Genomic DNA, 20,044 nt, shown 5'->3' on the forward strand with positions numbered 1-20,044 from the left:
TAACCGTTTTTCAGTTAAGTGCCGTAACGTCAGCGCAGGTCACGGAATATCGTAATTTCGTCGGGGCGCGCATAGCCGAGCGAGGCGCGGGCCCGCTCATCCAGCAAATCCGGATCGAGACTTTCCGGGCGCAAGAGCGCCACATGCCGCTCCAGTTCCTTGCGGGTCTGGCGCTTGGTTTCCAGCTCCTCTTCAAGGGCAGAAAGCTCCTGCTCGTTTTCCAGATATTTCTGCACGCCCTGGCCGCCGATCGTCGCGTGATACCCGAAATAAAGCGCCAAAACACCGCCGAGAACCGGCAAAAGCAGGTATCTCAGACGAAGCGGTTCACGGGTGCGAATCAGTTCAAAGCGGCTCATAAGGCTAGAGAATCACAGAGTGATTCTCCCGGTCAAGATTCGAGATTCGCTTTTGGAGTCAAGGATTCGATTTTTCTGTGGAAAGCCGCTTTTCCGCAAACTGGCGCATTGCCCAAGCCTCCCCATATCTACTCTCAGCCGCAATCAGGTCAGCAAATGGGGGCTCTCATGTTCAGTCACGTCACGCTCGGCACGAACGATTTTGCCAAGGCACTTGTCTTTTACGACGCCGTTTTCGGTGCGCTCGGCATTCCGAAATTCTTCGAGGTGGACGGTTCCGCCGCTTATGGCGAGGAAAAAGGCCCGAAGGTTTTCATTCTCACGCCCTTCGACGGCAATCCTGCGAGGCCGGGTAACGGCGTCCATGCCGCCTTCCTCGCCAAATCCCGCGCGCAGGTCGATGCCTTCCACGCCGCCGCCCTTGCCCATGGCGGCAGTGACGAAGGCGCGCCGGGGCTCCGCCCGCATTACCATCCAAATTATTACGGCGCCTATGTGCGCGATCCGGACGGCAATAAAATTCAAGCCGTCTGCCACAGCTCGAAGGGGTGAGGCCAAGCGGGGCGCCCCGCGCTTTATTTATTCCTGTCATGGCCCGGTTTATCCGGGCCATGACAAAGGGAGAAGTAAAGAAACAAAAGAAAATTAGTCAGCCAGCCATCTTGCCGCGCCCTCGCCCGCTGTCCGCCCTGTAGCGAAAGACGCGGTGAGCAGATAGCCGCCGGTCGGCGTTTCCCAGTCCAGCATTTCACCGGCGCAAAAGACGCCCGGCAGTTTCTTCAGCATGAAGCGCGTTCCCATTTCACTGAAAGGCACCCCGCCCGCACTGGAGATCGCCTCGTCAATGGGGCGCGGGCTTAAGAGCGGCACCGGCAAGTGTTTGATCGCGGCGGCAAGGCGGGCCGGATCATCGAAAACATGCTTACCCGTCGTTTCCCGCAAGAGCGCCGCCTTGGCGCCGGCAAGGCCGAGCTTGCGCTTCAAATGCGTGGCCATGGATTTCTTGCCGCGCGGCTCGCCAAGACGTTCGGCCACCTCGCGCTCGCTGCGCCCCGGCAGAAGATCGATTTCCAGCACCGCTGTCCCGTCCCGCTCCAGCGCCTCCCGCAGAGCGGCGGAGAGCGTATAGACCGCGCCGCTTTCAAGCCCGTGCTGGGTGATCACGCATTCACCCTTCACTTGGCGGCCGCCAAAAGAAAGCGTGACGGGTTTGAGCGGCGCGCCCGCGAAGCTCTCTTTCAGATGCGCGCTCCAGGCGACATCGAAGCCGCAATTGGCCGGGCGGAAGGGCGAAAGCGCGATGCCTTTTTCCTCAAGGTGCGGCGCCCAGGCCGCGTCCGAGCCAAGCTGCGGCCAGCTTGCCCCGCCGAGCGCCAGCACCACGGCGCGCGCTTTGACGGTGCGCTCGCCTTCGGGTGTTTCAAACAAAAGCGCGCCGTCTTCCCGCCAGCCTTTCCATTTATGCCGGACATGGGTGGTAAGCCCGTTCGCCCGCAAACGCCGCAGCCAGGCGCGCAGCAGCGGCGCGGCTTTCATCTCTGCTGGAAAGACCCGGCCCGATGTGCCGGTGAAAGTCTCCACGCCAAGGCCGTAAGCCCATTCGCGCAGGCGCTGCGGGGAAAGCGCGCGCAAGGGTTCGTCCAACGGCGCATTGGCCGCTCCGAAGCGCGTCAGAAACGCTTCCAAAGGTTCGGCATGGGTGAGGTTGAGGCCGCTCTTGCCCGCCATCAGAAATTTGCGGGCAAGCGAGGGCATGGCGTCGTAAAGATGCGGGACGATGCCCCGTTCCGTCAGCGCCTCGGCGGCCATCAGCCCCGCAGGGCCGCCGCCGATGATGACAACAGGCAGCGGCTCTTGCGTGGTCATAGGTTTTCCTTCGGCTCTCTCAGCCCTTTAGGATGGAACGGCCGGCATATTCAGCGGCCGGGCCAAGCAGCTCTTCGATGCGAATAAGCTGATTGTATTTCGCCAGCCGGTCGGAACGGGCAAGCGAGCCGGTTTTGATCTGGCCGCAATTCGTCGCCACCGCAAGATCGGCAATCGTCGCATCTTCCGTCTCGCCGGAGCGGTGAGACATGACGGCGGTGAAGCTTGCCTTATGCGCCATCTCCACCGCTTCCAGCGTCTCGGTCAGCGAGCCGATCTGGTTGACTTTGACGAGGATGGAATTGGCGACCCCCTGTTTGATGCCGTCGGCAAGGCGCGCCGGATTCGTGACGAAAAGATCATCGCCCACAAGCTGCACCTTATCGCCGATCTTTTCGGTCAGCAGTTTCCAGCCTGCCCAATCGTCTTCGGACATGCCGTCTTCGATGGAGATGATCGGATAACGGCCAACAAGGTCCGCCCAATAATCGGCCATCTGTCCGGCATCGAGCTTTTTGCCTTCGCCTTTCAGGTCGTAGATGCCGTCCTTGTAGAATTCGGTCGAGGCTGCATCGAGAGCGAGATAGATGTCCTCACCGGGCTTGTAGCCGGCTGCCTCGATGGCCTTCATGATGAAGCCGATGGCGGCATCGGTAGAAGCGAGGTTCGGCGCGAAGCCGCCTTCATCGCCCACATTCGTGTTGTGGCCTTCGTCCTTCAGGCCCGCCTTCAGCTTCTGGAAGACTTCCGCGCCCATGCGCACCGCGTCCGCCACGTTTTCGGCGGCGACGGGCATGATCATGAATTCCTGAATGTCGATGGGATTATCCGCGTGCTCGCCGCCATTGATGATGTTCATCATCGGCACCGGCAGAATGCGCGCGGCAGGACCGCCGAGATACCGGAAAAGCGGCAGGCCGGTCGAATCCGCCTGCGCCTTTGCCAGCGCCAGCGAGACACCCAGAATGGCATTGGCGCCGAGGCGGGCTTTGTTCGGCGTGCCGTCGAGCTGGCACATGATCCGGTCGATCGCCACCTGCTCGCCCGCGTCCATGCCGGAAATGGCGTCGAAGATTTCGCCGTTCACCGCTTCCACGGCCTTGCGCACGCCCTTGCCGCCGAACCGGGACTTGTCCCCGTCGCGCAGCTCCACCGCCTCATGGGCGCCCGTGGAGGCGCCGGAGGGCACTGCCGCCCGGCCCACCGCGCCGTCATCCAGCACCACATCGACCTCGACCGTCGGGTTGCCCCGGCTGTCCAGAATTTCACGTCCGATAATGTCGATGATGGCTGCCATGGGTGCCCTGCTCCGCTTTAATGAATTCGCGGGCGATACATACCCAAGGAAGGGGCGCTGGAAAAGCCTCAAATGCCTCAAAGCAGTTTGGGGACCGCTCTTGCGATCCCCAAACCGTTAAACGCTCACCCTTTCGCGCTCACGCGCAATGTTTGGGGGCGCCTCCTCCCAGCGGTGGGTCAGTGCCGCGGACAGCTTGCCCCGTTCCTTTTTGGCATAATCCATAATGGCATCCATGGATGCCCGGGACATGCCCAGAACGAAGCGCAGCCCTTCGCGGTTTTGCTCCTCCGCCTCCTCGATCATCGATTCGACCGTATCGAGCCGGTCCACAGAGAATTTGATCCATTGATCGAGAATCTGGTCGACCCGTTCCGGCGGCATATGCTGCGCAACCGTGAGGATAAAAAAGACTTCCGAATGGAAACTGTGCCGCAACTCGACGGAATTACAGGCCACATCCAGGAATTTCTCCTTACCGGCCTGCGTGACTTCGTAGATCTTCTTGTTCGGCCGGCCCTCCTGCTCGACCTTTTTGAACGTCACCAATCCCTCTTTTGCCAGATCGTTCAGCGCCGGATAGACGCCGCTTGCACTCACATCGAGAAACGGTGACAGAACGAACTCAAACTCTTTTTTTATGTCATATCCAGTGGCCGGGCCGCGCATCAGCACTGCCAGGACCATTTCCTTTGCATTCACGAACGAGTCCTCCCCGACTGTTCTACTAACGCGGTTATTGTGACCAGCATTTCCGTCACAATCAACCTAACTGCATTTATCCCTGAGAATTGGGGATACACAATTTTGCATTATGCTATTTTTATATGAGATATTTTATGATATCAGCGCGCCTGACTAAAGGCGAAGCTTCTCCTCCTCCTCCTCGATGCTTTTCCTTCAGTCGCATTCCTCTGGCGGGCGGCTCCCCCTCGGGCCGCCCGCATCAGATGAGAACAATAACGGGTAGTGGGTGAGGTAACATGCGTAACTACAGCTTCGCGCAGGAGCGCCATAAGGCGCGTTCCGCCGCGTATTTTGCCGGTCTTTTGGCCGGTGTTTCGTTTCTGGCTCTCAGCGGCCAGGCTTCCGCAGAAAGTTTCGAGATCGGCAATGTCGACGTGAATGTCGATTCCACCGTCTCCCTCGGGGTCTCCTTGCGCGCCAGCGACCGGGACTGCGAGATGGTCAATGTCGTCAATGGCGGCTGCCGCACGGCAAATGGCAGCACGCAGAGTGTCAATTCCGATGACGCAAATTTGAACTTCGACCAGTGGGATTTCACCTCCATCACGGCCAAGGCGACTCACGACATTTCCGCCAGCTGGCAGAATTTCGGCGCCTTCGCGCGGGTGAAATATTTCTACGACCATGTCTATGCGCAAAACGACATGCGTCACCGCAAGCTCAATCACGATGCGCGCCAGCGGCTGAACAACGGTATCGATCTGCTCGATGCCTTCGTTTACACCGACTTCGCCGTGGACGATGTTTTCGTCACGCTGCGTGCCGGCAAGCAGGCGCTCAACTGGGGCGAGAGCCTTTTCATTCCGGGCGGCGTCAACGCTTTCCAGGCGGTGGACGTGGCCGCGCTGCGCACGCCGGGCTCGGAGCTCAAGGAAGCCTTCCTGCCGATGCCGATGCTTTCCGCGCAGCTGGCTTTCCCGAACAATCTGTCGATGGAAGCCTTCTGGCAGTTCGACCATGTGGAAACGGAACTCGACCCGGCCGGTTCCTTCTATGCGACGACGGATATTGCCGGTCCCGGTTCCCTGCCCGCGCTTTCCGCCGCGCAGGTCGATGATCTGAGCGCTTTTGCGGGCGCGGGCGCCTTTCCGCCGAACCCGCTTCTGCCCATCGCGCTGCCGCGCGGGGAAGATCAGGGCCGCAACGACACGAACCAATATGGCCTCGCGCTGCGCTACTATGCCGAAGACGTCAATCAGGGCACGGAGTTCGGGCTTTACTACACCCATTACACCTCCCGCCTGCCCTTCCTGACCTTCCGCAACGGGCCGCAGAACTTCGCTCAAACCTGCACGGCGCTTTTCGGCAGCCCCACCTGCCTGAACAACGCGGCAGCCATTCAGGGCGCCTTCTCTTACGGCGCGAACCAGGGCACCTATTTCTATCAGTTCCCTGACAGCATCGAGACGTTCGGCGCGAGCTTCAGCACGCTTTTCGACGGCACCGCCGTTGCTGGCGAGCTGGCCTTCACGCCGCGTATGCCGCTGGCCACCACGGACCAGCAGCAGAATGCCAGCCAGACGGACGGCCAGGGCGCCACGCCCTTCCTGACGGGCGGCGCCGCCACCACGACGAGCCGTCTCGATCCGGTCGGCCCCGGCGAGGCGACACAGGCCATCGTCTATGAGGAAACGCTGACGGGTCAGATCAACACGATCGACTCCTTTGCAACCAGCCACTGGCTGCCGCAGTTCATCGGCTCGGACAATGCGACCTTCCTCACCAATGTGGGCTTCATGTATGTGCCGGATGCCGAAGACCATCCGCTGAACCGCTCCGGCTCGCTGCGCGGCATCGAGAACCCGTTCGGCGCGGCGCTCTTTGCCAATGGCGTAACGGAAGTTCAGTACGGCACGGCGTTCTCCGCCGGTTACCGCCTGGTGGTGGCCGCCGATTACAATAACGCCTTCGGCCTGCCGGTGACGCTGAGCCCCAATGTCGCCTGGCGGCATGACGTGACGGGCTACTCGCCCGGCCCCATCGGCCCCGGCTTCGTCTCGGGCCTGAAGGCGGTGACACTCGGCCTCAACGCCTCCTATCAGAGCGCCTGGCGCGCCTCGCTTGGCTATACGAACAGCTTCGGCGGCGGCTTCCGCAACGCGCTCAACGACCGGGATTTCGTCTCGGCCAGCATTTCCTATGCCTTCTAACGGCTTCTGACAGGGAAGGCGCAACATAAGCGCTGCAAAGCCCCGGCGGGTCCGCTTGCCGGGGCTTTTTCATGCCCGCTTGTCCCCCGCCCCTCTCGTTACTTGACGGATGCGCCCCCATCTGCACAACAGCGGGAGGAAAGGACGAGCCATGACCTCAAAAGCGAGCCCAACGGAAAGCCCCGCAAAAGACGGCGCAAAACGTGCCCTGGTGCTGTTTTCCGGCGGCCAGGATTCCACCGTCTGCCTCGCCTGGGCCCTACAGCGCTTCGAGGCGGTGGAAACGGTCGGCTTTTCCTATGGCCAGGCCCATAGCGTGGAAATGACCTGCCGGGAGAAGGTGCGCGCTGAGATCGCCCGGCACTTTCCGGGTTGGGCCTCCCGGCTCGGGCCCGATCATGTACTGGACCTTGCCGAGCTTGGCCGGATTTCCGAGACGGCACTGACCAGCGATATGGAAATCGAGATGGGCGAGAACGGCCTGCCCAATACCTTCGTGCCGGGCCGCAATCTGCTGTTTTTGACTTACGCAGCGGCGCTGGGCTACCGGCGCGGCGCGCAGGCGCTGGTGGGCGGCATGTGCGAGACCGATTATTCGGGCTATCCCGATTGCCGCGCGGCTACCATGAAGGCCATGGAAAGCGCCCTGAGCCTGGGCATGGACAAGGCCTACACCATCGAAACGCCGCTCATGTGGCTCGACAAGGCCGCGACCTGGGCGCTGGCGGAGAAGCTGGGCGGGGAAACACTTATCGAGATCATCCGCGAGCAGACCCATACCTGCTATCGCGGCGAGCGGACGCATCGCCATGAATGGGGATATGGCTGTAATGATTGCCCGGCCTGCGCGCTGCGCCGGCAGGGATATGAAGCGTGGATGAAGCGGCAGGCTCATGTATAGCGTCAAAGAAATCTTCTATACGCTGCAAGGCGAAGGCGCCAATGCCGGGCGTCCCGCCGTCTTTTGCCGTTTTGCCGGGTGCAATCTGTGGACCGGGCGCGAGGAAGACCGCGCCAAAGCCGTCTGCACCTTTTGCGATACGGATTTCGTCGGCACGGACGGGCAAAATGGCGGCAAATTCGCGGACGCCGAGGAACTGGCCGCCCGCATCGCCTCCTTCTGGCCGACGGACGGGGCCCGGCCCCAAGGCGCGCCGCTCGTCGTGTGCACCGGCGGAGAGCCCTTGCTTCAGCTCGATGAACCCCTTATTGAAGCGCTTCACGCGAAAGGTTTTTCCATCGCCGTGGAAACCAACGGCACGCTTGAAGCGCCATCCGGCATCGACTGGATTTGCGTGAGCCCGAAAGCGGATGCGCCCCTCGTTCAGCGCAGCGGACAGGAACTTAAACTCGTCTACCCGCAGGAAAAGGCGCGGCCGGAAGATTTCGACGCGCTCGCCTTCGAGCATTTCTTCCTGCAGCCCATGGACGGGCCCGGGAAAAAGGAAAACACGAACGCGGCTGTGGCCTATTGCATGGCCCATCCCAAATGGCGGCTCAGCCTGCAGACACACAAGTTCATCGGGATCGACTGATGCGTATCTATAAAGAGTTCACTTTCGAGGCAGCCCACTACCTGCCCTCCGCCCCGCCCGGCCACCCGAACAGCCGGCTGCACGGCCATTCCTTCCGCGCCGTCGTCTGGCTGGCGGGCACGCCCGATCCCGAGACGGGGCTCATCCGCGAGTTTTCCGAATTCCGCGACGCCTTGGAAGATGCGCGCCAGGCGCTCGACCATCACTGCCTCAACGAGATCGAAGGGCTGGCCGCGCCGACGCTGGAATGCCTGACCATGTGGATCTGGCGGCGGCTGAAAAACTCCCTGCCGCAAATCGCGCGGGTGGAAGTTCACCGGGACACCTGCAAGGAAGGCTGCGTCTATGAGGGCGAAGCCGATTAGGAGATAGTCCGATGGCGGAATATACCAAAGACCTGACGCAGCTCGGCGCGAAAACCGCCGCTCCCGCGACCCCCGAAGAAGCGGAGCTGGAGCGCGTGCCCAACCCCCATGCCGACACGGATTATCTTGCCCGCTTCACCTGCCCCGAATTCACCTCGCTTTGCCCGGTAACAGGGGCGCCCGATTTCGCCCATCTCGTCATCGACTATGCGCCGGGCGACTGGCTCGTGGAGTCGAAATCGCTGAAGCTCTATCTCCAGTCCTTCCGCAATCACGGCGCGTTCCATGAAGATTGCACGGTCGCCATCGGCAAGCGCCTGGCCGAAACGCTGAAACCCAAATGGCTGCGCATCGGCGGCTACTGGTATCCGCGCGGCGGCATCCCCATCGATGTCTTCTGGCAGACGGGCACCCTCCCCGAAGGACTCTGGGTGCCCGACCAGGGCGTTTCGCCTTACCGGGGCCGGGGCTGAATTTCCGTTTCTCTCAGCTTCTTGCTACAAAGAAGCGGGAGGAACGCATTATGCCAAAGCTCGAAACCCTGCCCGCCAATGCGCCGGCGGATGACATTCTCACCATTCTCAAGCGCGACGGAGCGCTCATCCTGAAGGATGTGCTCAGCCCCGATGAGGTAAAGGCGGCGCTCGGTGAGCTCATGCCTTACATCGAGGCGACCGATTACGGGCGGGACGATTTTACCGGCCGCAAGACGACGCGCACCGGCGCGCTTGTCGCCCGCTCCCAAAAGGTGCGGGACATGGTGATGCATCCGGCGATCCTGGAAGCGGCTCAAAGCTTCCTCAAACCCTTTTGCGAGCGCATCCAGCTCCATCTCACCCAGGTCATCCGCATCCGGCCCGGCCAGCCCAAGCAGCCCATTCACCGGGACCGCTGGGCCTGGGGCACTTACATGAAAGACCTGGAGCCCCAGTTCAACACGATCTGGGCCATGACGGATTTTACGAAGGAAAACGGGGCGACGCAGGTTTGCCCCGGCTCGCTCGGCTGGCCCGATAATTACCAGCCGAAAGATGAGGAAATCGGCTATGCGGAAATGAGCGCAGGCTCCGTGCTGATTTATTCCGGCGGGGTCTTTCATGGCGGCGGCGCCAACACCTCGAACGGCGACCGGATCGGCATCAACCTCACTTACACGCTGGGCTGGCTCCGCCAGGAAGAAAACCAGTATCTCTCCTGCCCGCCGGAAATCGCCAAGACCTTGCCGCCTGAGCTCCAGGCCCTGATCGGCTATGCCATGGGCAGCTATGCGCTGGGCTATTACACCCCGCCCCTGCCCGCTGGCGAAGGGCCGGAACTGGTGCCGCCGGATTTTGCGCTTGGCAAGATGGACGGCACGAGCGCCCAGTTCGGCTCCGATGAGCTGCGCGAACTGGTCGGCGCTTCCATCCGCGGGGAAGAGAAAGCCTGAATTCCTAACGCCCGTTAGGCATAAAAGCCGTGGCTATAAAATAGCCAGGCGCGGCTGCGCGCTCAGCTTTTCAGCACACCAAGTATTCGCAAATCGCGATTAGGATTCTTTCAATATTGATCTTGCTAGAATTGCCGGACCGGTATGATTTTATGCCGACGGCGCGAGACAGCGAATGAAAGAGACCGCACCTAACAGCGCTCCAGAGGTTGAAGAAGCCATTACCGGGGACGCAGCGCCTGCGGCCCATGCCACGCAGCAGGACTTCAACGAGATTTTGCGCGACGGCCTCTGGCTGATCTTCGCCTTTGTAGGCGCGGCTTATCTCGGCATCACGTTCATGCATATGACCTTTCTCGAGCCGGCCATGGCCAAGGTCATGATCCCGATTGCCGCGGCCAGTTCCACTCTCGGCTTCGGCCTGTCTTTTCTTCTCAAGCGGCACACGGTTCCCCATCAATGGGCGCATCCGCTGCTCTGCGCCGGCACGCTCATTCTGGCCTGCAATGTTACGGCCCATGTCGCCGTGTCGCAGGACCCGGCGGAGCTCACCAATTACCTTTTCATCATGGTGGCGATCGGGCTCTTTTTCCTGTCGCCCTTCTGGCTGGCGCTCAGCATTTCCGTCTATGTCGGCCTATGGACGCTTGCCGCCTTTGCCGTTGCCTCGAACGATGTGCTGATGAGCCATCTCTATTTTGAGTTCAACGCCTTCGTGCTCACCATTGCCGCCTTCACGATCCGCCGCCGTGCACACCGGCGCAACATCATCCTGCAAAAACAGATCATGGCGCGCGAGCAGGAACTGGAAGGCGCGCTGCGCCAGGTTTACCTGCAAAACATGGCCGAGAAACACAGCCGGGCAAAAAGCGAGTTTCTCGCCAACATGAACCATGAGCTGCGCACGCCGCTCAATGCGATTATCGGCTTTGCTGAAATCATGAAGGGGCAGATGTTCGGTCCCCTGAGCGAGCGCTACCGGGAATATGTGGACGACATTCTCATGTCGGGCCGCAACCTGCTCAATGTCGTCAACGACATACTCGATCTGTCGAAAATCGAAACGGATGCCGCCGATTGCGAGACGGAACCCTTCGATCTCAGCGAGCCGCTCGAAAGCTCGCTGAACCTTGCTCAATCCCGGCGCCGGGCGAGCGATCTGACCTTCGTCTTCGAGCCCGGCCATCATGCCGCGACCGTTTATTCGGACCGCCGGCGCCTGAAGCAGATACTGATCAACCTGCTTTCCAACGCGGTGAAGTTCACCCCGGCGGGCGGCACCATCACGCTGCGCTCCAGCGAGTTTTCCGACGGGCGCATCCTTTTCGAGATCGAGGATACCGGCATCGGCATGAGCGAGGAACAGATTGCCATGGCGCTCGACCCGTTCTGGAAGGCGGATTCCGCCTATGCCACGCAGTTCGGAGGCACCGGGCTCGGCCTTACCATCGCCCACCGCTTCGTGCGTCAGCTCGGCGGTGATCTGACGATCCACAGCACACCCGAGCACGGCACCAATGTGCAATTCTGGCTGCCCATGCAGCGCCCGGAGCTTGCCCAAGCCGGATAAGGCGCCGGCTGCGAGGCCGAATTAGAGAGTTTGGGCTTCCCCAATCGCGATTGTTATAATATAACGCCCGCACATTACCGGGAAACGGCGCGTGCTTGGTGTTTTTCAACAATATGGCGTCTTGGCGAGCTTCGTTGCCGCCTTTATCAGCCTATGCGGGGTGGCAAGTGTCTGGCTTGCCCGTGAGCGCGTACTCGGCTGGAGCAATTTGCTCGCCGCCTTCGGCGCGGGGCTGCTGCTCACCACGGTCCTGACCCACCTCTTCCCCGAAGCCATGCAGAGCACCTCCCATGCCCCGCTTTATGCGCTGGGGGGCTATGTGCTTTTGCTGCTGATTGCGGGGCTGACGGATTCGCTGTTTCCCCACAGCGCGCATCACCACCCCGCCGTCTCCATGCCAGCGCTCACCGCCTGGCTCGGCATTGCCTTCCACTCCTTCGTAGATGGCGCGGTCTATACGGTGACCTATGAAAGCGGATTGGAAACCGGGCTGATGACGATGGGCGGGCTGACCGCGCATAAATTCATCGACGCGGTCATTCTCTTTGCGCTGATGAGTTTTTACGTCTCCGCCCGCCGCGCGCTGATTTATACCGTGCTCGGCGCAGTTTTGATGACGCCGCTCGGCGCGGTGCTTACGGTTCTCTGGCTGGACGGCGCGCATTACGGAGCAGGGTTTGCTGCTCCCTTAACGGCCGCACCGCACGATCACGGCGCGATGCTCGGGCCGCTGCTTGCAGCCGCAGGCGGCACGCTGCTTTATGTCAGCGCCTCGCATCTCGTGCCGCATATGCTGGAGGCAAAGCGCCGCCTGGCGCTGCCGCTTTTTCTCATCGGCTGCGCGCTCTCGCTTTTCATGGAGCACGCGCTCCACTAGAGGCGGCTTAAAGCTGCTTGGAAAGTTCGTCGAAGGCTTTCAGGTTTTTCAAAAGCGCTTCCATATCGCTGAGGTAAACCGCGTTCGGCCCATCGGACGGTGCATTGTCGGGATCGTCATGGGTTTCCATGAAGACACCGGCCACGCCCACCGCCACGGCGGCGCGTGCCAACACCGGCACATATTCGCGCTGCCCGCCCGTGGAAGCGCCCTTGCTGGCCGGCTGCTGCACGGAATGGGTGGCATCGAAAATCACCGGCGCGCCGATCGAGGCAAGCTCGGGCAGCGCCCGCATGTCCGAAACCAGCGCGTTATAGCCGAAGCTGACACCACGCTCAGTCGTCATGACATTGGGATTACCGGACTCCGTTACCTTCTCCACAACATTTTTCATGTCCCAAGGGGCAAGGAACTGGCCCTTCTTCACATTGACCACTTTGCCGGTTTCTGCGGCCGCAACCACAAGATCCGTCTGGCGGCACAGGAAAGCCGGGATTTGCAGAATATCGACGACGCTTGCCACTTCCGCGCATTGCTCGGGGCTGTGCACATCGGTGAGCACCGGCACGCCGAACTCTTTTTTGATTTCCTCGAAGACCGGCAGCGCATTGGCAAGACCAATGCCGCGCGCGCCCTTGATGCTGGTGCGGTTCGCTTTGTCGAAGGACGCTTTGAAGACGAAACCGATGCCCAGCTTTTCCGTGATCTCCTTGAGCGTGCCCGCGATCATCATCGCATGTTCGCGGCTTTCCATCTGGCAGGGGCCGGAGATGATGCTCAAAGGCTTGTCATTGGCAAAATGCACATTGCCGACGGTCACGGTACTGTTGGGTTTCATAAATCTCGACCTTTAAGCCCGCTTGGCGGGCATGTCCTCACGAGTGCCGGCAGATCCGGCCCGCCCCACTCTAATGCAAAACCGGGCCGATTCCACCATGCTCACACGAGGCGGCTCTGCGCCAAGGCCGCTTCGACGAAAGATTTGAAGAGCGGATGGGGATCGAAGGGCCGGGATTTCAACTCCGGGTGGAACTGCACGCCGATATACCAGGGATGATCCGGCAGCTCGACGATCTCCGGCAGGAGCCCGTCCGGCGAGGTGCCGGAGAAGAGCAAGCCCTTTTCCTCCAGCCGCTCCCGGTAAGCCATGTTGACCTCGAAACGGTGACGGTGGCGCTCACTGATCTCTGTGCCGCCGTAAATCTCCGCGACTTTTGAGCCGGGCTTCAGCGCCGCATCGTAAGCTCCGAGGCGCATCGTGCCGCCGAGATCTGAATCATAGCCGCGCTTGACCAGTTCCTCGCCCTGCATCCATTCGGTCATCAGGCCGACCAGCGGTTCTTCCTGCGGGCCGAACTCGGTGGAGCTCGCCTTCTCGATCCCGGCCATATAGCGGGCCGCCTCGATGACGGCCATCTGCATGCCGAAGCAGATGCCGAGATAAGGCACGGCGCGGGTGCGGGCGAAATGCGCCGCCGCGATCTTGCCTTCCGAGCCGCGCTCACCGAAGCCGCCCGGCACGAGAATGCCGTTCACATCTTCCAGGTGATGCATCTGCTCCGGGTCTTCGAAAATCTCGGATTCCAGCCATTTGATATTGACCCTCACCTTATTGGCGATGCCGCCATGGGTGAGCGCTTCGATCAGCGACTTATAGGCGTCTTTAAGGCCGGTATATTTGCCGACAATGGCAATGGTCACTTCGCCTTCCGGCTCGCGGATGACATGGGAAATGTTCTGCCAGCTCGTCAGGTCCGGCACCGGCGCCTCGATGCCGAACACGCCGAGCACTTCGGTGTCGAGACCTTCCAGGTGATAGCGATAGGGCACGTCGTAAATCGTATCGACATCGATGGCCTGAATGACCGCCGTCTCGCGCACGTTACAAAAGAGCGCGATCTTGCGCCGCTCTTCCACCGGAATGGGCCGGTCGCAGCGGCACATCAGAACATCGGGCTGAATGCCGATGGAGCGCAGTTCCTTGACCGAGTGCTGGGTGGGTTTCGTCTTCATTTCCCCGGCGCTCGGAATGAAAGGCATGAGCGTCAGGTGGATGAAGCAGGTGGCGCCGCGCGGCAGCTCGTTGCCGAGCTGGCGGATCGCCTCGAAGAAAGGCAGTGCCTCGATATCGCCGACCGTGCCGCCGATCTCGCAAAGCACGAAATCGACCCCCTCATTGCCGTCGAGAACGAATTGTTTGATGGCGTCGGTCACATGCGGGATTACCTGCACCGTGCCGCCCAGATAATCGCCCCGGCGTTCCTTGGCGATAATGTCCTGATAGATGCGGCCCGTGGTGATGTTGTCGCCCTTCGAGCAGGGCCGGCCGGTAAAGCGCTCATAATGGCCGAGGTCGAGATCTGTCTCCGCCCCGTCATCGGTGACGAACACTTCCCCGTGCTGGAACGGGCTCATCGTGCCCGGATCGACGTTGAGATAGGGGTCCAGCTTGCGCAAGCGGACGGAAAACCCGCGCGCTTGCAGAAGCGCGCCGAGTGCTGCGGATGCAATGCCTTTCCCTAGGGAAGAAACCACGCCGCCGGTGATGAATATATACCGCGTCATGGACCCTTATCCTATACGAAGCCAATGCGATTCGAAGCGCGGAAATAGCTTTCGCACGTCAAAAACTCATTTCTTGGAAAACGTCGGTTAATCGGCGCTCGGCACCTGCGGTTCTTCGGAAACCGGCGCGGCGGGCGCCGCCGCCCCCTCGCCTGCCTCATCCGCGGAAGGAACGCCGGGAACCGGCGTTTCAGGCGCTTCGACCGGCTCCTCGCTCACCCCGGCAGGAACCTGCTCGAGAATGGACGAGCCTTGCTTTTCCGCCTGGGCAAGCAGCGTTAGGCCGATGCTGGTCGCAAAGAAAAGCGCGGCCAGGACCGCCGTGGCCCGGGTCAGCGCATTGCCCGCGGCCCGGTTGCTCACCATGCCGCCGCCGCCACCGCCACCGATACCCAGCGCGCCGCCTTCCGACCTTTGCAAAAGGACGGTTGCGACAAGCGATACCGCAATCAGCAGATGTATAACGATCAAAATGGTGGCCATGACGACGTATCCTTTGCCCGCGGGCCTGACAGATGCGGTGTTTACGCAGATGCCGCGCTTTTAAACCAAGACCCGGCGGAATACCAGCCCGCGAATAGCGTTAATCGAGCCGAAACGGCGCTTTTGCGGGAGGCAAAGCGCCGAACCTCCCGGAAATCAGAGATAGGCGCCGATAATCCCGAAAAAGTCCGCCGCCTTGAGGCTCGCCCCGCCGACCAGCGCGCCGTTGACATTGGGCACGGCCATCAGCTCTTCGGCGTTGGAGGGTTTCACCGAGCCCCCGTAAAGGATGCGGATTTTCGCGCCTTCTTCCCCGAAACGGGCGACGAGACGCTTGCGGATATGAGCATGGACCTCCCGGACCTGCCCGGCGGTGGGCGTGCGGCCCGTGCCGATGGCCCAGACGGGCTCATAAGCGATAACGGTGTTCTTAGGCGTCACCTGATCTGAAAGCGAGCCTTTGAGCTGGGCGGTGAGGACTTTCAGGGTCGCGCCCTGATCACGCTCGGCTTCCGTTTCCCCGATGCAGACAATGGCCGTGAGACCGGCCCGGTAAACGGCCTGCGATTTCTCCCGCACATCCTTGTCGCTTTCCCCGTGGTCGGTGCGGCGCTCGGAATGGCCGACAATGATGAATTTGCCGCCTGCATCCTTAACCATCTCGGCGGAGATATCCCCGGTATGGGCGCCCGACTCCTTGGCGTGGCAATCCTGCGCGCCGATTTTCACGGCGCTACCCTTGGCCGTATCGGCCAGGGAGGCGATCAGCGTGGCGGGCGGGCAGATCAGCACCTCGCAAGGCACGCGCCCGGCGCCCGCCAGTTTTTTCGCCAATGCCGCCACTTCCCGGCGGCTCGCTTTCAGCCCGTTCATCTTCCAGTTGCCGGCAACAAGTGCTTTGGGCGGCCTTGCCTGCCGCTGCGGTGCCTTTTTCGCGGCGCCATTCGCCGATTTGCTCGCTGCCATGGTCAACTTATCCCCTCTGGCCGGTACGGATGATAGAACGGGAAGCGCTCAAGCGGTCACGCGATGGGCGCCGCGACTCTCCCCCGGAACTTTGCTTAGGCGCCGTTTAGCAAACCGCCGGGAAAAGGCCAATAGGTTAAGTGGCTCAAGAGCTTGTGCCCGCACACGCCCGCCCCTATCATGCCCGGCCTTGCGGGGGATTTTCTGACGCGGGAACATGACGGCCTGATTGCGGAATGAAGGGCGCGGCCCTTTACCCCTTTCCGGCGACCTATCCGTCCGGGCAGCGATGCTGCGAACCGGCCGGGGCAACACCAGGGACCTATCAATGCTCGACACGTTACGTAAAAACGCCAGCGGCTGGGTTGGGATGATCTTCATCGGCCTTATTGCGCTCAGCTTCGCCGTTTGGGGGGTCGCGGATATCTTTCGCGGGTATAGCAGCGATGTGGTCGCCGAGGTGGGCACGCAGGAAGTTCCCGCCAACCGGTTCCGGATCGAATATCAGCAGCAGCTCGAAGAGCTTTCCGACCGGCTGGGCCGGCCCATCGGCCCGGTGGAGGGCCGGGAATACGGGCTCGACCGGCAGGTGATCGCCCGGCTCGTGGGCATGGCCGCGCTGAACGCGCAGGTCGAAGAGATGGGCCTTGCCGTGGCGGACGAAACCGTGGCGAAGGATATTTACGAAGACCCGAGCTTTCACGGGCCCTTCGGCCGCTTCGATCAGCAGACCTTCGATCTCATTCTGGCGCAGAACCGGATCGACGAGCGCACGATGATCAACGACCGGCGCGAGTTCCTGGAACGGGACCAGCTTTTGAGCGCGGCGATTTCCGGCACCCATGTGCCGGACGCGCTGACGGAACTGATCTACGGCTACCGCAATGAAAAGCGCCTGGCCGAATACATTATCCTGACCCCGGACATGGCGAGCGATCCGGAACCACCCACGGAAGAGGAAATCGAAGAACTGCACGAAAAGGCCGCGGCAAACTTCTCTACGCCCGAAACACGCAGTTTCGATGTGTTGGTGATCCGCCCGGAAACCATCACCGCCTCCATCGACATCAGCGAGGAAGCGCTGGCAGACGCCTTCGAGGAACGGCGCGACCAATATGACGAACCGGAAACGCGCACGCTTTACCAGATCCCTTTCGCGGAAATGGAAGCGGCGGAAAAAGCCGCCTCGAACTTGCGCCAGGGCGACACGCTTGAAAACGTGCTGGCGCCCACCGGCCTTTCCGAAGAGGACGTGCTGCGCGAGAACCTGACCCGCGGCGATCTTCTGAGCAAGGAGGTGGCGGATGCCGCTTTCGCGCTTGAAGAAGGCGCAGTGAGCGAGCCGCTGCAAGGTGCGCTCGGCCCCGTGGTCATCAAGGTTCTCTCCGTCACCCCGGCAAAGCCCGCCAAACTTGCCGATGTGCGCGAGGAATTGACCAAGCAGCTTGCCTCGGAGCAAGCCGTGCAGGACGTTTTCGATATCTATAACCGGGTGGAAGATGAGCGCGCCGCCGGCGTGCCGCTTGCCGACATTGCCGCCCAAGTGGGCATTCCGCTCGAACGGGTGGAAAGCGTGACGCGCGACGGGCTGAAAGCAAACGGCGAGCCTGCCGACATCCCCGATCTCGTCAAACTGCTCGAAACCGCCTTCTCCATGGAAGAAGGCGAAGAGGTGGATGCCATCGAGACGGAAGACGATGGCTATTACTGGATCGATCTGACCGGCGTGAACCCGCCTGCGGTCAAGCCGCTGGAGGAAGTGCGCGATCAGGTCGTCGAGCTGTGGATGCGCGAAAAGCGCCGGGGCGAGCTTGTCGAGCTGGCCGAGAGCCTTTCAGCGCGCGGCAATGGCGGCGAGCCTTTCGAGGTAATCGCCGGGGAATTCGACCGGGCGGTGCTCACCTCCCCGCCGCTTTCCCGCCGCTCCAGCAACGAGACCTTCTCGCGCTTTGCCGTTGCCAATCTCTTCGGCACGCCGGAAGGCAAGTTCACCTTCGGCTCCGTGGGCTATGGGGACAGCCTGCTTCTGATGAAGGTGAAAGAGGTGCGCACGCCTTCGGTGGAAGACAACAAGGAAGCCGTCGCCTCGCTGGAAGAAACGCTGCGGGAGACCATGCAGGACGATATTGTGGGCACGCTCGTTGCGTCCCTGCAGGAGAAATACGGCATCAGCGTCAACCAGACCCTGATCAACCGCATCATCGGAAACTAAGTGCAACGGGCGGTATTTCTGCTAGAAAGCCGCCCGTAGCGCACACCTGAGTATAAGGGATGCGGGGCCCCGCATCGACTCGTCATGATTGAACCCGATTTCGGCAGCTTCGAGACAACCTATCAGGCCGGGAAACCCCAGCTTGTGTGGACGCGCCTCGTTGCCGATTTGGAAACGCCGGTCTCCGCCTATCTGAAGATCACCGCGAATGCGCCGAACAGCTTCCTGCTGGAATCGGTGGAAGGCGGGGATACACGCGGGCGCTATTCCATTATCGGGCTGAACCCGGACATCATCTGGCGTTCCAAAGGCAATAAAGCAGAAATCAACCGGAAGGCGGCGTTCGATGCGAAGGCGTTCGAGCTTTGCGCGGAGGACACGCTGACCTCGCTGCGCGCACTTCTTGAGGAAAGCCGGCTCGACATTCCCGAAGTCCTGCCGTCCATGGCGGCGGGGGTTTTCGGGTATCTGGGCTATGACGCCGTGCGGCTGATGGAGCATCTGCCGGATGAGAACCCGGATGCGCTCGGCCTGCCGGACGGGCTTTTCGTGCGTCCGACGGTGATCGCGGTGTTCGATTCCGTCAAAGACGAAGTCATTCTGGTAACGCCCGTGCGCCCCGACACCTCGGTGAACGCGAAAGCCGCCTTTGTGCGCGCCAGCGAGCGGCTGAACGCGGTGATCGAGAACTTCGACCGCCCGCTTGCGCATGTCGAGGAGGCCGCCGATGCAGCGGCCATTCCCGAGCCCGCTTCCAACACGCCGAAAGAGACGTATTTTTCGATGGTCGAGCAGGCGAAGGAATATATCCTTGCCGGCGACATCTTTCAGGTCGTGCTCAGCCAGCGCTTCGAGGCGCCGTTCGATCTGCCGCCCTTTGCGCTTTACCGCGCGCTGCGCCGGATCAACCCCTCGCCTTACCTTTACTTCCTGAATTTCGACGGCTTTTCCATCGTCGGCTCGAGCCCGGAAATTCTGGTCAAGGTGCATGACGGCGAAGTCACGATCCGCCCCATTGCGGGCACACGCCGGCGCGGGGAAACCCGCGCGGAAGATGCGGCGATCGAAGCCGATCTTCTTTCCGATCCCAAGGAGCGGGCCGAGCATTTGATGCTGCTCGATCTCGGGCGCAACGATGTGGGCCGTGTCGCCAAGATCGGCACGGTGGAAGTGACCGACCAATTCGCCCTGCAATATACGTCGCACCTCATTCACATCGTCTCGAATGTGCGCGGCGAGCTCGATGATGCCCGCTATGACGCGATTTCCGCGTTGATTGCCGGTTTTCCGGCAGGCACCGTCTCGGGCGCGCCGAAAGTGCGGGCGATGGAAATCATCGACGAGCTCGAACTTGAAAAGCGCGGGCCTTATGCCGGTTGCGTCGGTTATTTCTCGGCGGGCGGCAACATGGATACGTGCATCGTGCTGCGCACGGCCATCGTCAAAGACGGCAAGATGTATGTGCAGGCGGGCGGCGGCGTTGTCGCCGATTCCAGCCCCGAAGGCGAATATACGGAAAGCGTGAACAAGGCGAAGGCGCTTTTCCGGGCCGCCGAAGAAGCGGTGCGCTTTGCCTCGCAAACGGGCCGCGGGCAGTAAGCCGGCAACAATTAAAGAATAGTC

19 protein-coding genes are annotated in these 20,044 nt (G+C 61.3%); 11 read left to right on the plus strand and 8 right to left on the minus strand.

The features are described 5' to 3' along the window. Positions 1 to 29: 29 nt before the first annotated feature. Positions 30 to 359, minus strand: coding sequence for an FtsB family cell division protein (locus M2A_RS04990; RefSeq protein WP_081875400.1), 330 nt, complete (start codon positions 357 to 359; stop codon positions 30 to 32). A gap of 168 nt (positions 360 to 527) precedes the next feature. On the opposite strand from M2A_RS04990, the gene M2A_RS04995 reads away from it, so the two are divergent. Beyond that, positions 528 to 911, plus strand: coding sequence for a VOC family protein (locus M2A_RS04995; RefSeq protein WP_045443892.1), 384 nt, complete (start codon positions 528 to 530; stop codon positions 909 to 911). Between the two features lie 93 nt (positions 912 to 1,004). On the opposite strand, the gene M2A_RS05000 is transcribed toward M2A_RS04995, so the two are convergent. From M2A_RS05000 to M2A_RS17155, 3 genes are all read right to left on the minus strand, one after another. After that, a complete protein-coding gene (locus tag M2A_RS05000) occupies positions 1,005 to 2,225 on the minus strand; it encodes a TIGR03862 family flavoprotein (RefSeq protein WP_045443894.1) in 1,221 nt (406 codons plus the stop codon). Positions 2,226 to 2,244: 19 nt separating this feature from the next. Then, the gene (eno, locus tag M2A_RS05005) at positions 2,245 to 3,522 is read right to left on the minus strand and encodes a phosphopyruvate hydratase (RefSeq protein WP_045443895.1); all 1,278 of its coding nucleotides are present in this window, start codon (positions 3,520 to 3,522) and stop codon (positions 2,245 to 2,247) included. A gap of 117 nt (positions 3,523 to 3,639) precedes the next feature. Further along, positions 3,640 to 4,224, minus strand: coding sequence for a PadR family transcriptional regulator (locus M2A_RS17155; protein ID WP_052379223.1), 585 nt, complete (start codon positions 4,222 to 4,224; stop codon positions 3,640 to 3,642). A gap of 281 nt (positions 4,225 to 4,505) precedes the next feature. Here M2A_RS17155 and M2A_RS05015 point away from each other — a divergent pair, with 281 nt between their 5' ends. The 8 genes from M2A_RS05015 (at position 4,506) to M2A_RS05050 (ending at position 12,195) form a co-directional block, all read left to right on the plus strand. Further along, a complete protein-coding gene (locus M2A_RS05015; RefSeq protein WP_045443896.1) occupies positions 4,506 to 6,419 on the plus strand; it encodes a DUF1302 domain-containing protein in 1,914 nt (637 codons plus the stop codon). 151 nt (positions 6,420 to 6,570) lie between these two features. After that, entirely contained in the window at positions 6,571 to 7,320 is a 750-nt protein-coding gene (gene queC, locus M2A_RS05020; protein WP_045443898.1) for a 7-cyano-7-deazaguanine synthase QueC, read from the plus strand. Continuing rightward, positions 7,313 to 7,954, plus strand: a complete 642-nt coding sequence (queE, locus tag M2A_RS05025; protein WP_045443900.1) for a 7-carboxy-7-deazaguanine synthase — start codon at positions 7,313 to 7,315, stop codon at positions 7,952 to 7,954. Before queC ends, queE begins: the two co-directional genes overlap by 8 nt. Further along, positions 7,954 to 8,319 carry a 6-pyruvoyl trahydropterin synthase family protein gene (locus M2A_RS05030; RefSeq protein WP_045443902.1) on the plus strand — a complete coding sequence of 122 codons (366 nt, stop codon included), beginning with the start codon at positions 7,954 to 7,956 and terminating at the stop codon, positions 8,317 to 8,319. Before queE ends, M2A_RS05030 begins: the two co-directional genes overlap by 1 nt. An 11-nt stretch (positions 8,320 to 8,330) precedes the next feature. Continuing rightward, positions 8,331 to 8,792 carry a preQ(1) synthase gene (gene queF, locus M2A_RS05035; RefSeq protein ID WP_045443905.1) on the plus strand — a complete coding sequence of 154 codons (462 nt, stop codon included), beginning with the start codon at positions 8,331 to 8,333 and terminating at the stop codon, positions 8,790 to 8,792. 50 nt (positions 8,793 to 8,842) lie between these two features. After that, positions 8,843 to 9,748: a phytanoyl-CoA dioxygenase family protein gene (locus M2A_RS05040; protein ID WP_045443907.1), complete on the plus strand. Its 906-nt coding sequence runs from the start codon at positions 8,843 to 8,845 to the stop codon at positions 9,746 to 9,748. A gap of 175 nt (positions 9,749 to 9,923) precedes the next feature. Then, on the plus strand, positions 9,924 to 11,318 hold the full coding sequence (locus tag M2A_RS17160) for a sensor histidine kinase (RefSeq protein ID WP_052379224.1): 1,395 nt from the start codon (positions 9,924 to 9,926) through the stop codon (positions 11,316 to 11,318). A 91-nt stretch (positions 11,319 to 11,409) separates the two neighbouring features. Beyond that, the gene (locus tag M2A_RS05050; RefSeq protein WP_045443908.1) at positions 11,410 to 12,195 is read left to right on the plus strand and encodes a ZIP family metal transporter; all 786 of its coding nucleotides are present in this window, start codon (positions 11,410 to 11,412) and stop codon (positions 12,193 to 12,195) included. A 7-nt stretch (positions 12,196 to 12,202) separates the two neighbouring features. Here M2A_RS05050 and kdsA read toward each other — a convergent pair whose 3' ends face one another. The 4 genes from kdsA to tpiA form a co-directional block, all read right to left on the minus strand. Then, positions 12,203 to 13,033 carry a 3-deoxy-8-phosphooctulonate synthase gene (kdsA, locus tag M2A_RS05055; protein ID WP_045443910.1) on the minus strand — a complete coding sequence of 277 codons (831 nt, stop codon included), beginning with the start codon at positions 13,031 to 13,033 and terminating at the stop codon, positions 12,203 to 12,205. Between the two features lie 101 nt (positions 13,034 to 13,134). Continuing rightward, positions 13,135 to 14,760, minus strand: a complete 1,626-nt coding sequence (pyrG, locus tag M2A_RS05060) for a CTP synthase (RefSeq protein ID WP_045443913.1) — start codon at positions 14,758 to 14,760, stop codon at positions 13,135 to 13,137. An 87-nt stretch (positions 14,761 to 14,847) separates the two neighbouring features. Then, positions 14,848 to 15,243 carry a preprotein translocase subunit SecG gene (secG, locus tag M2A_RS05065; RefSeq protein ID WP_045443916.1) on the minus strand — a complete coding sequence of 132 codons (396 nt, stop codon included), beginning with the start codon at positions 15,241 to 15,243 and terminating at the stop codon, positions 14,848 to 14,850. Positions 15,244 to 15,399: 156 nt separating this feature from the next. Continuing rightward, positions 15,400 to 16,209 carry a triose-phosphate isomerase gene (gene tpiA, locus M2A_RS05070; RefSeq protein WP_081875401.1) on the minus strand — a complete coding sequence of 270 codons (810 nt, stop codon included), beginning with the start codon at positions 16,207 to 16,209 and terminating at the stop codon, positions 15,400 to 15,402. A gap of 328 nt (positions 16,210 to 16,537) precedes the next feature. Here tpiA and M2A_RS05075 point away from each other — a divergent pair, with 328 nt between their 5' ends. Both M2A_RS05075 and trpE read left to right on the plus strand, forming a co-directional pair. Further along, complete coding sequence (locus tag M2A_RS05075; RefSeq protein ID WP_197052845.1) at positions 16,538 to 18,421, plus strand: peptidylprolyl isomerase; 1,884 nt, start codon at positions 16,538 to 16,540, stop codon at positions 18,419 to 18,421. An 84-nt stretch (positions 18,422 to 18,505) separates the two neighbouring features. Then, positions 18,506 to 20,020 carry an anthranilate synthase component I gene (trpE, locus tag M2A_RS05080; protein ID WP_045443921.1) on the plus strand — a complete coding sequence of 505 codons (1,515 nt, stop codon included), beginning with the start codon at positions 18,506 to 18,508 and terminating at the stop codon, positions 20,018 to 20,020. The last annotated feature ends 24 nt before the right edge of the window (positions 20,021 to 20,044 follow it).

The organism is Tepidicaulis marinus, from assembly GCF_000739695.1.
GTDB classification, from domain to species: Bacteria; Pseudomonadota; Alphaproteobacteria; order Parvibaculales; family Parvibaculaceae; genus Tepidicaulis; species Tepidicaulis marinus.

Bases quoted from the DNA above. Each gene is read 5' to 3' on its own strand.
- M2A_RS04990 (WP_081875400.1), bottom strand. From the start codon at position 359: ATGAGCCGCTTTGAACTGATTCGCACCCGTGAACCGCTTCGTCTGAGA.
- M2A_RS04995 (WP_045443892.1), top strand. From the start codon at position 528: ATGTTCAGTCACGTCACGCTCGGCACGAACGATTTTGCCAAGGCACTT.
- M2A_RS05000 (WP_045443894.1), bottom strand. From the start codon at position 2,225: ATGACCACGCAAGAGCCGCTGCCTGTTGTCATCATCGGCGGCGGCCCT.
- eno (WP_045443895.1), bottom strand. From the start codon at position 3,522: ATGGCAGCCATCATCGACATTATCGGACGTGAAATTCTGGACAGCCGG.
- M2A_RS05015 (WP_045443896.1), top strand. From the start codon at position 4,506: ATGCGTAACTACAGCTTCGCGCAGGAGCGCCATAAGGCGCGTTCCGCC.
- queC (WP_045443898.1), top strand. From the start codon at position 6,571: ATGACCTCAAAAGCGAGCCCAACGGAAAGCCCCGCAAAAGACGGCGCA.
- queE (WP_045443900.1), top strand. From the start codon at position 7,313: ATGTATAGCGTCAAAGAAATCTTCTATACGCTGCAAGGCGAAGGCGCC.
- M2A_RS05030 (WP_045443902.1), top strand. From the start codon at position 7,954: ATGCGTATCTATAAAGAGTTCACTTTCGAGGCAGCCCACTACCTGCCC.
- queF (WP_045443905.1), top strand. From the start codon at position 8,331: ATGGCGGAATATACCAAAGACCTGACGCAGCTCGGCGCGAAAACCGCC.
- M2A_RS05040 (WP_045443907.1), top strand. From the start codon at position 8,843: ATGCCAAAGCTCGAAACCCTGCCCGCCAATGCGCCGGCGGATGACATT.
- M2A_RS17160 (WP_052379224.1), top strand. From the start codon at position 9,924: ATGAAAGAGACCGCACCTAACAGCGCTCCAGAGGTTGAAGAAGCCATT.
- kdsA (WP_045443910.1), bottom strand. From the start codon at position 13,033: ATGAAACCCAACAGTACCGTGACCGTCGGCAATGTGCATTTTGCCAAT.
- pyrG (WP_045443913.1), bottom strand. From the start codon at position 14,760: ATGACGCGGTATATATTCATCACCGGCGGCGTGGTTTCTTCCCTAGGG.
- secG (WP_045443916.1), bottom strand. From the start codon at position 15,243: ATGGCCACCATTTTGATCGTTATACATCTGCTGATTGCGGTATCGCTT.
- tpiA (WP_081875401.1), bottom strand. From the start codon at position 16,209: ATGGCAGCGAGCAAATCGGCGAATGGCGCCGCGAAAAAGGCACCGCAG.
- M2A_RS05075 (WP_197052845.1), top strand. From the start codon at position 16,538: ATGCTCGACACGTTACGTAAAAACGCCAGCGGCTGGGTTGGGATGATC.
- trpE (WP_045443921.1), top strand. From the start codon at position 18,506: ATGATTGAACCCGATTTCGGCAGCTTCGAGACAACCTATCAGGCCGGG.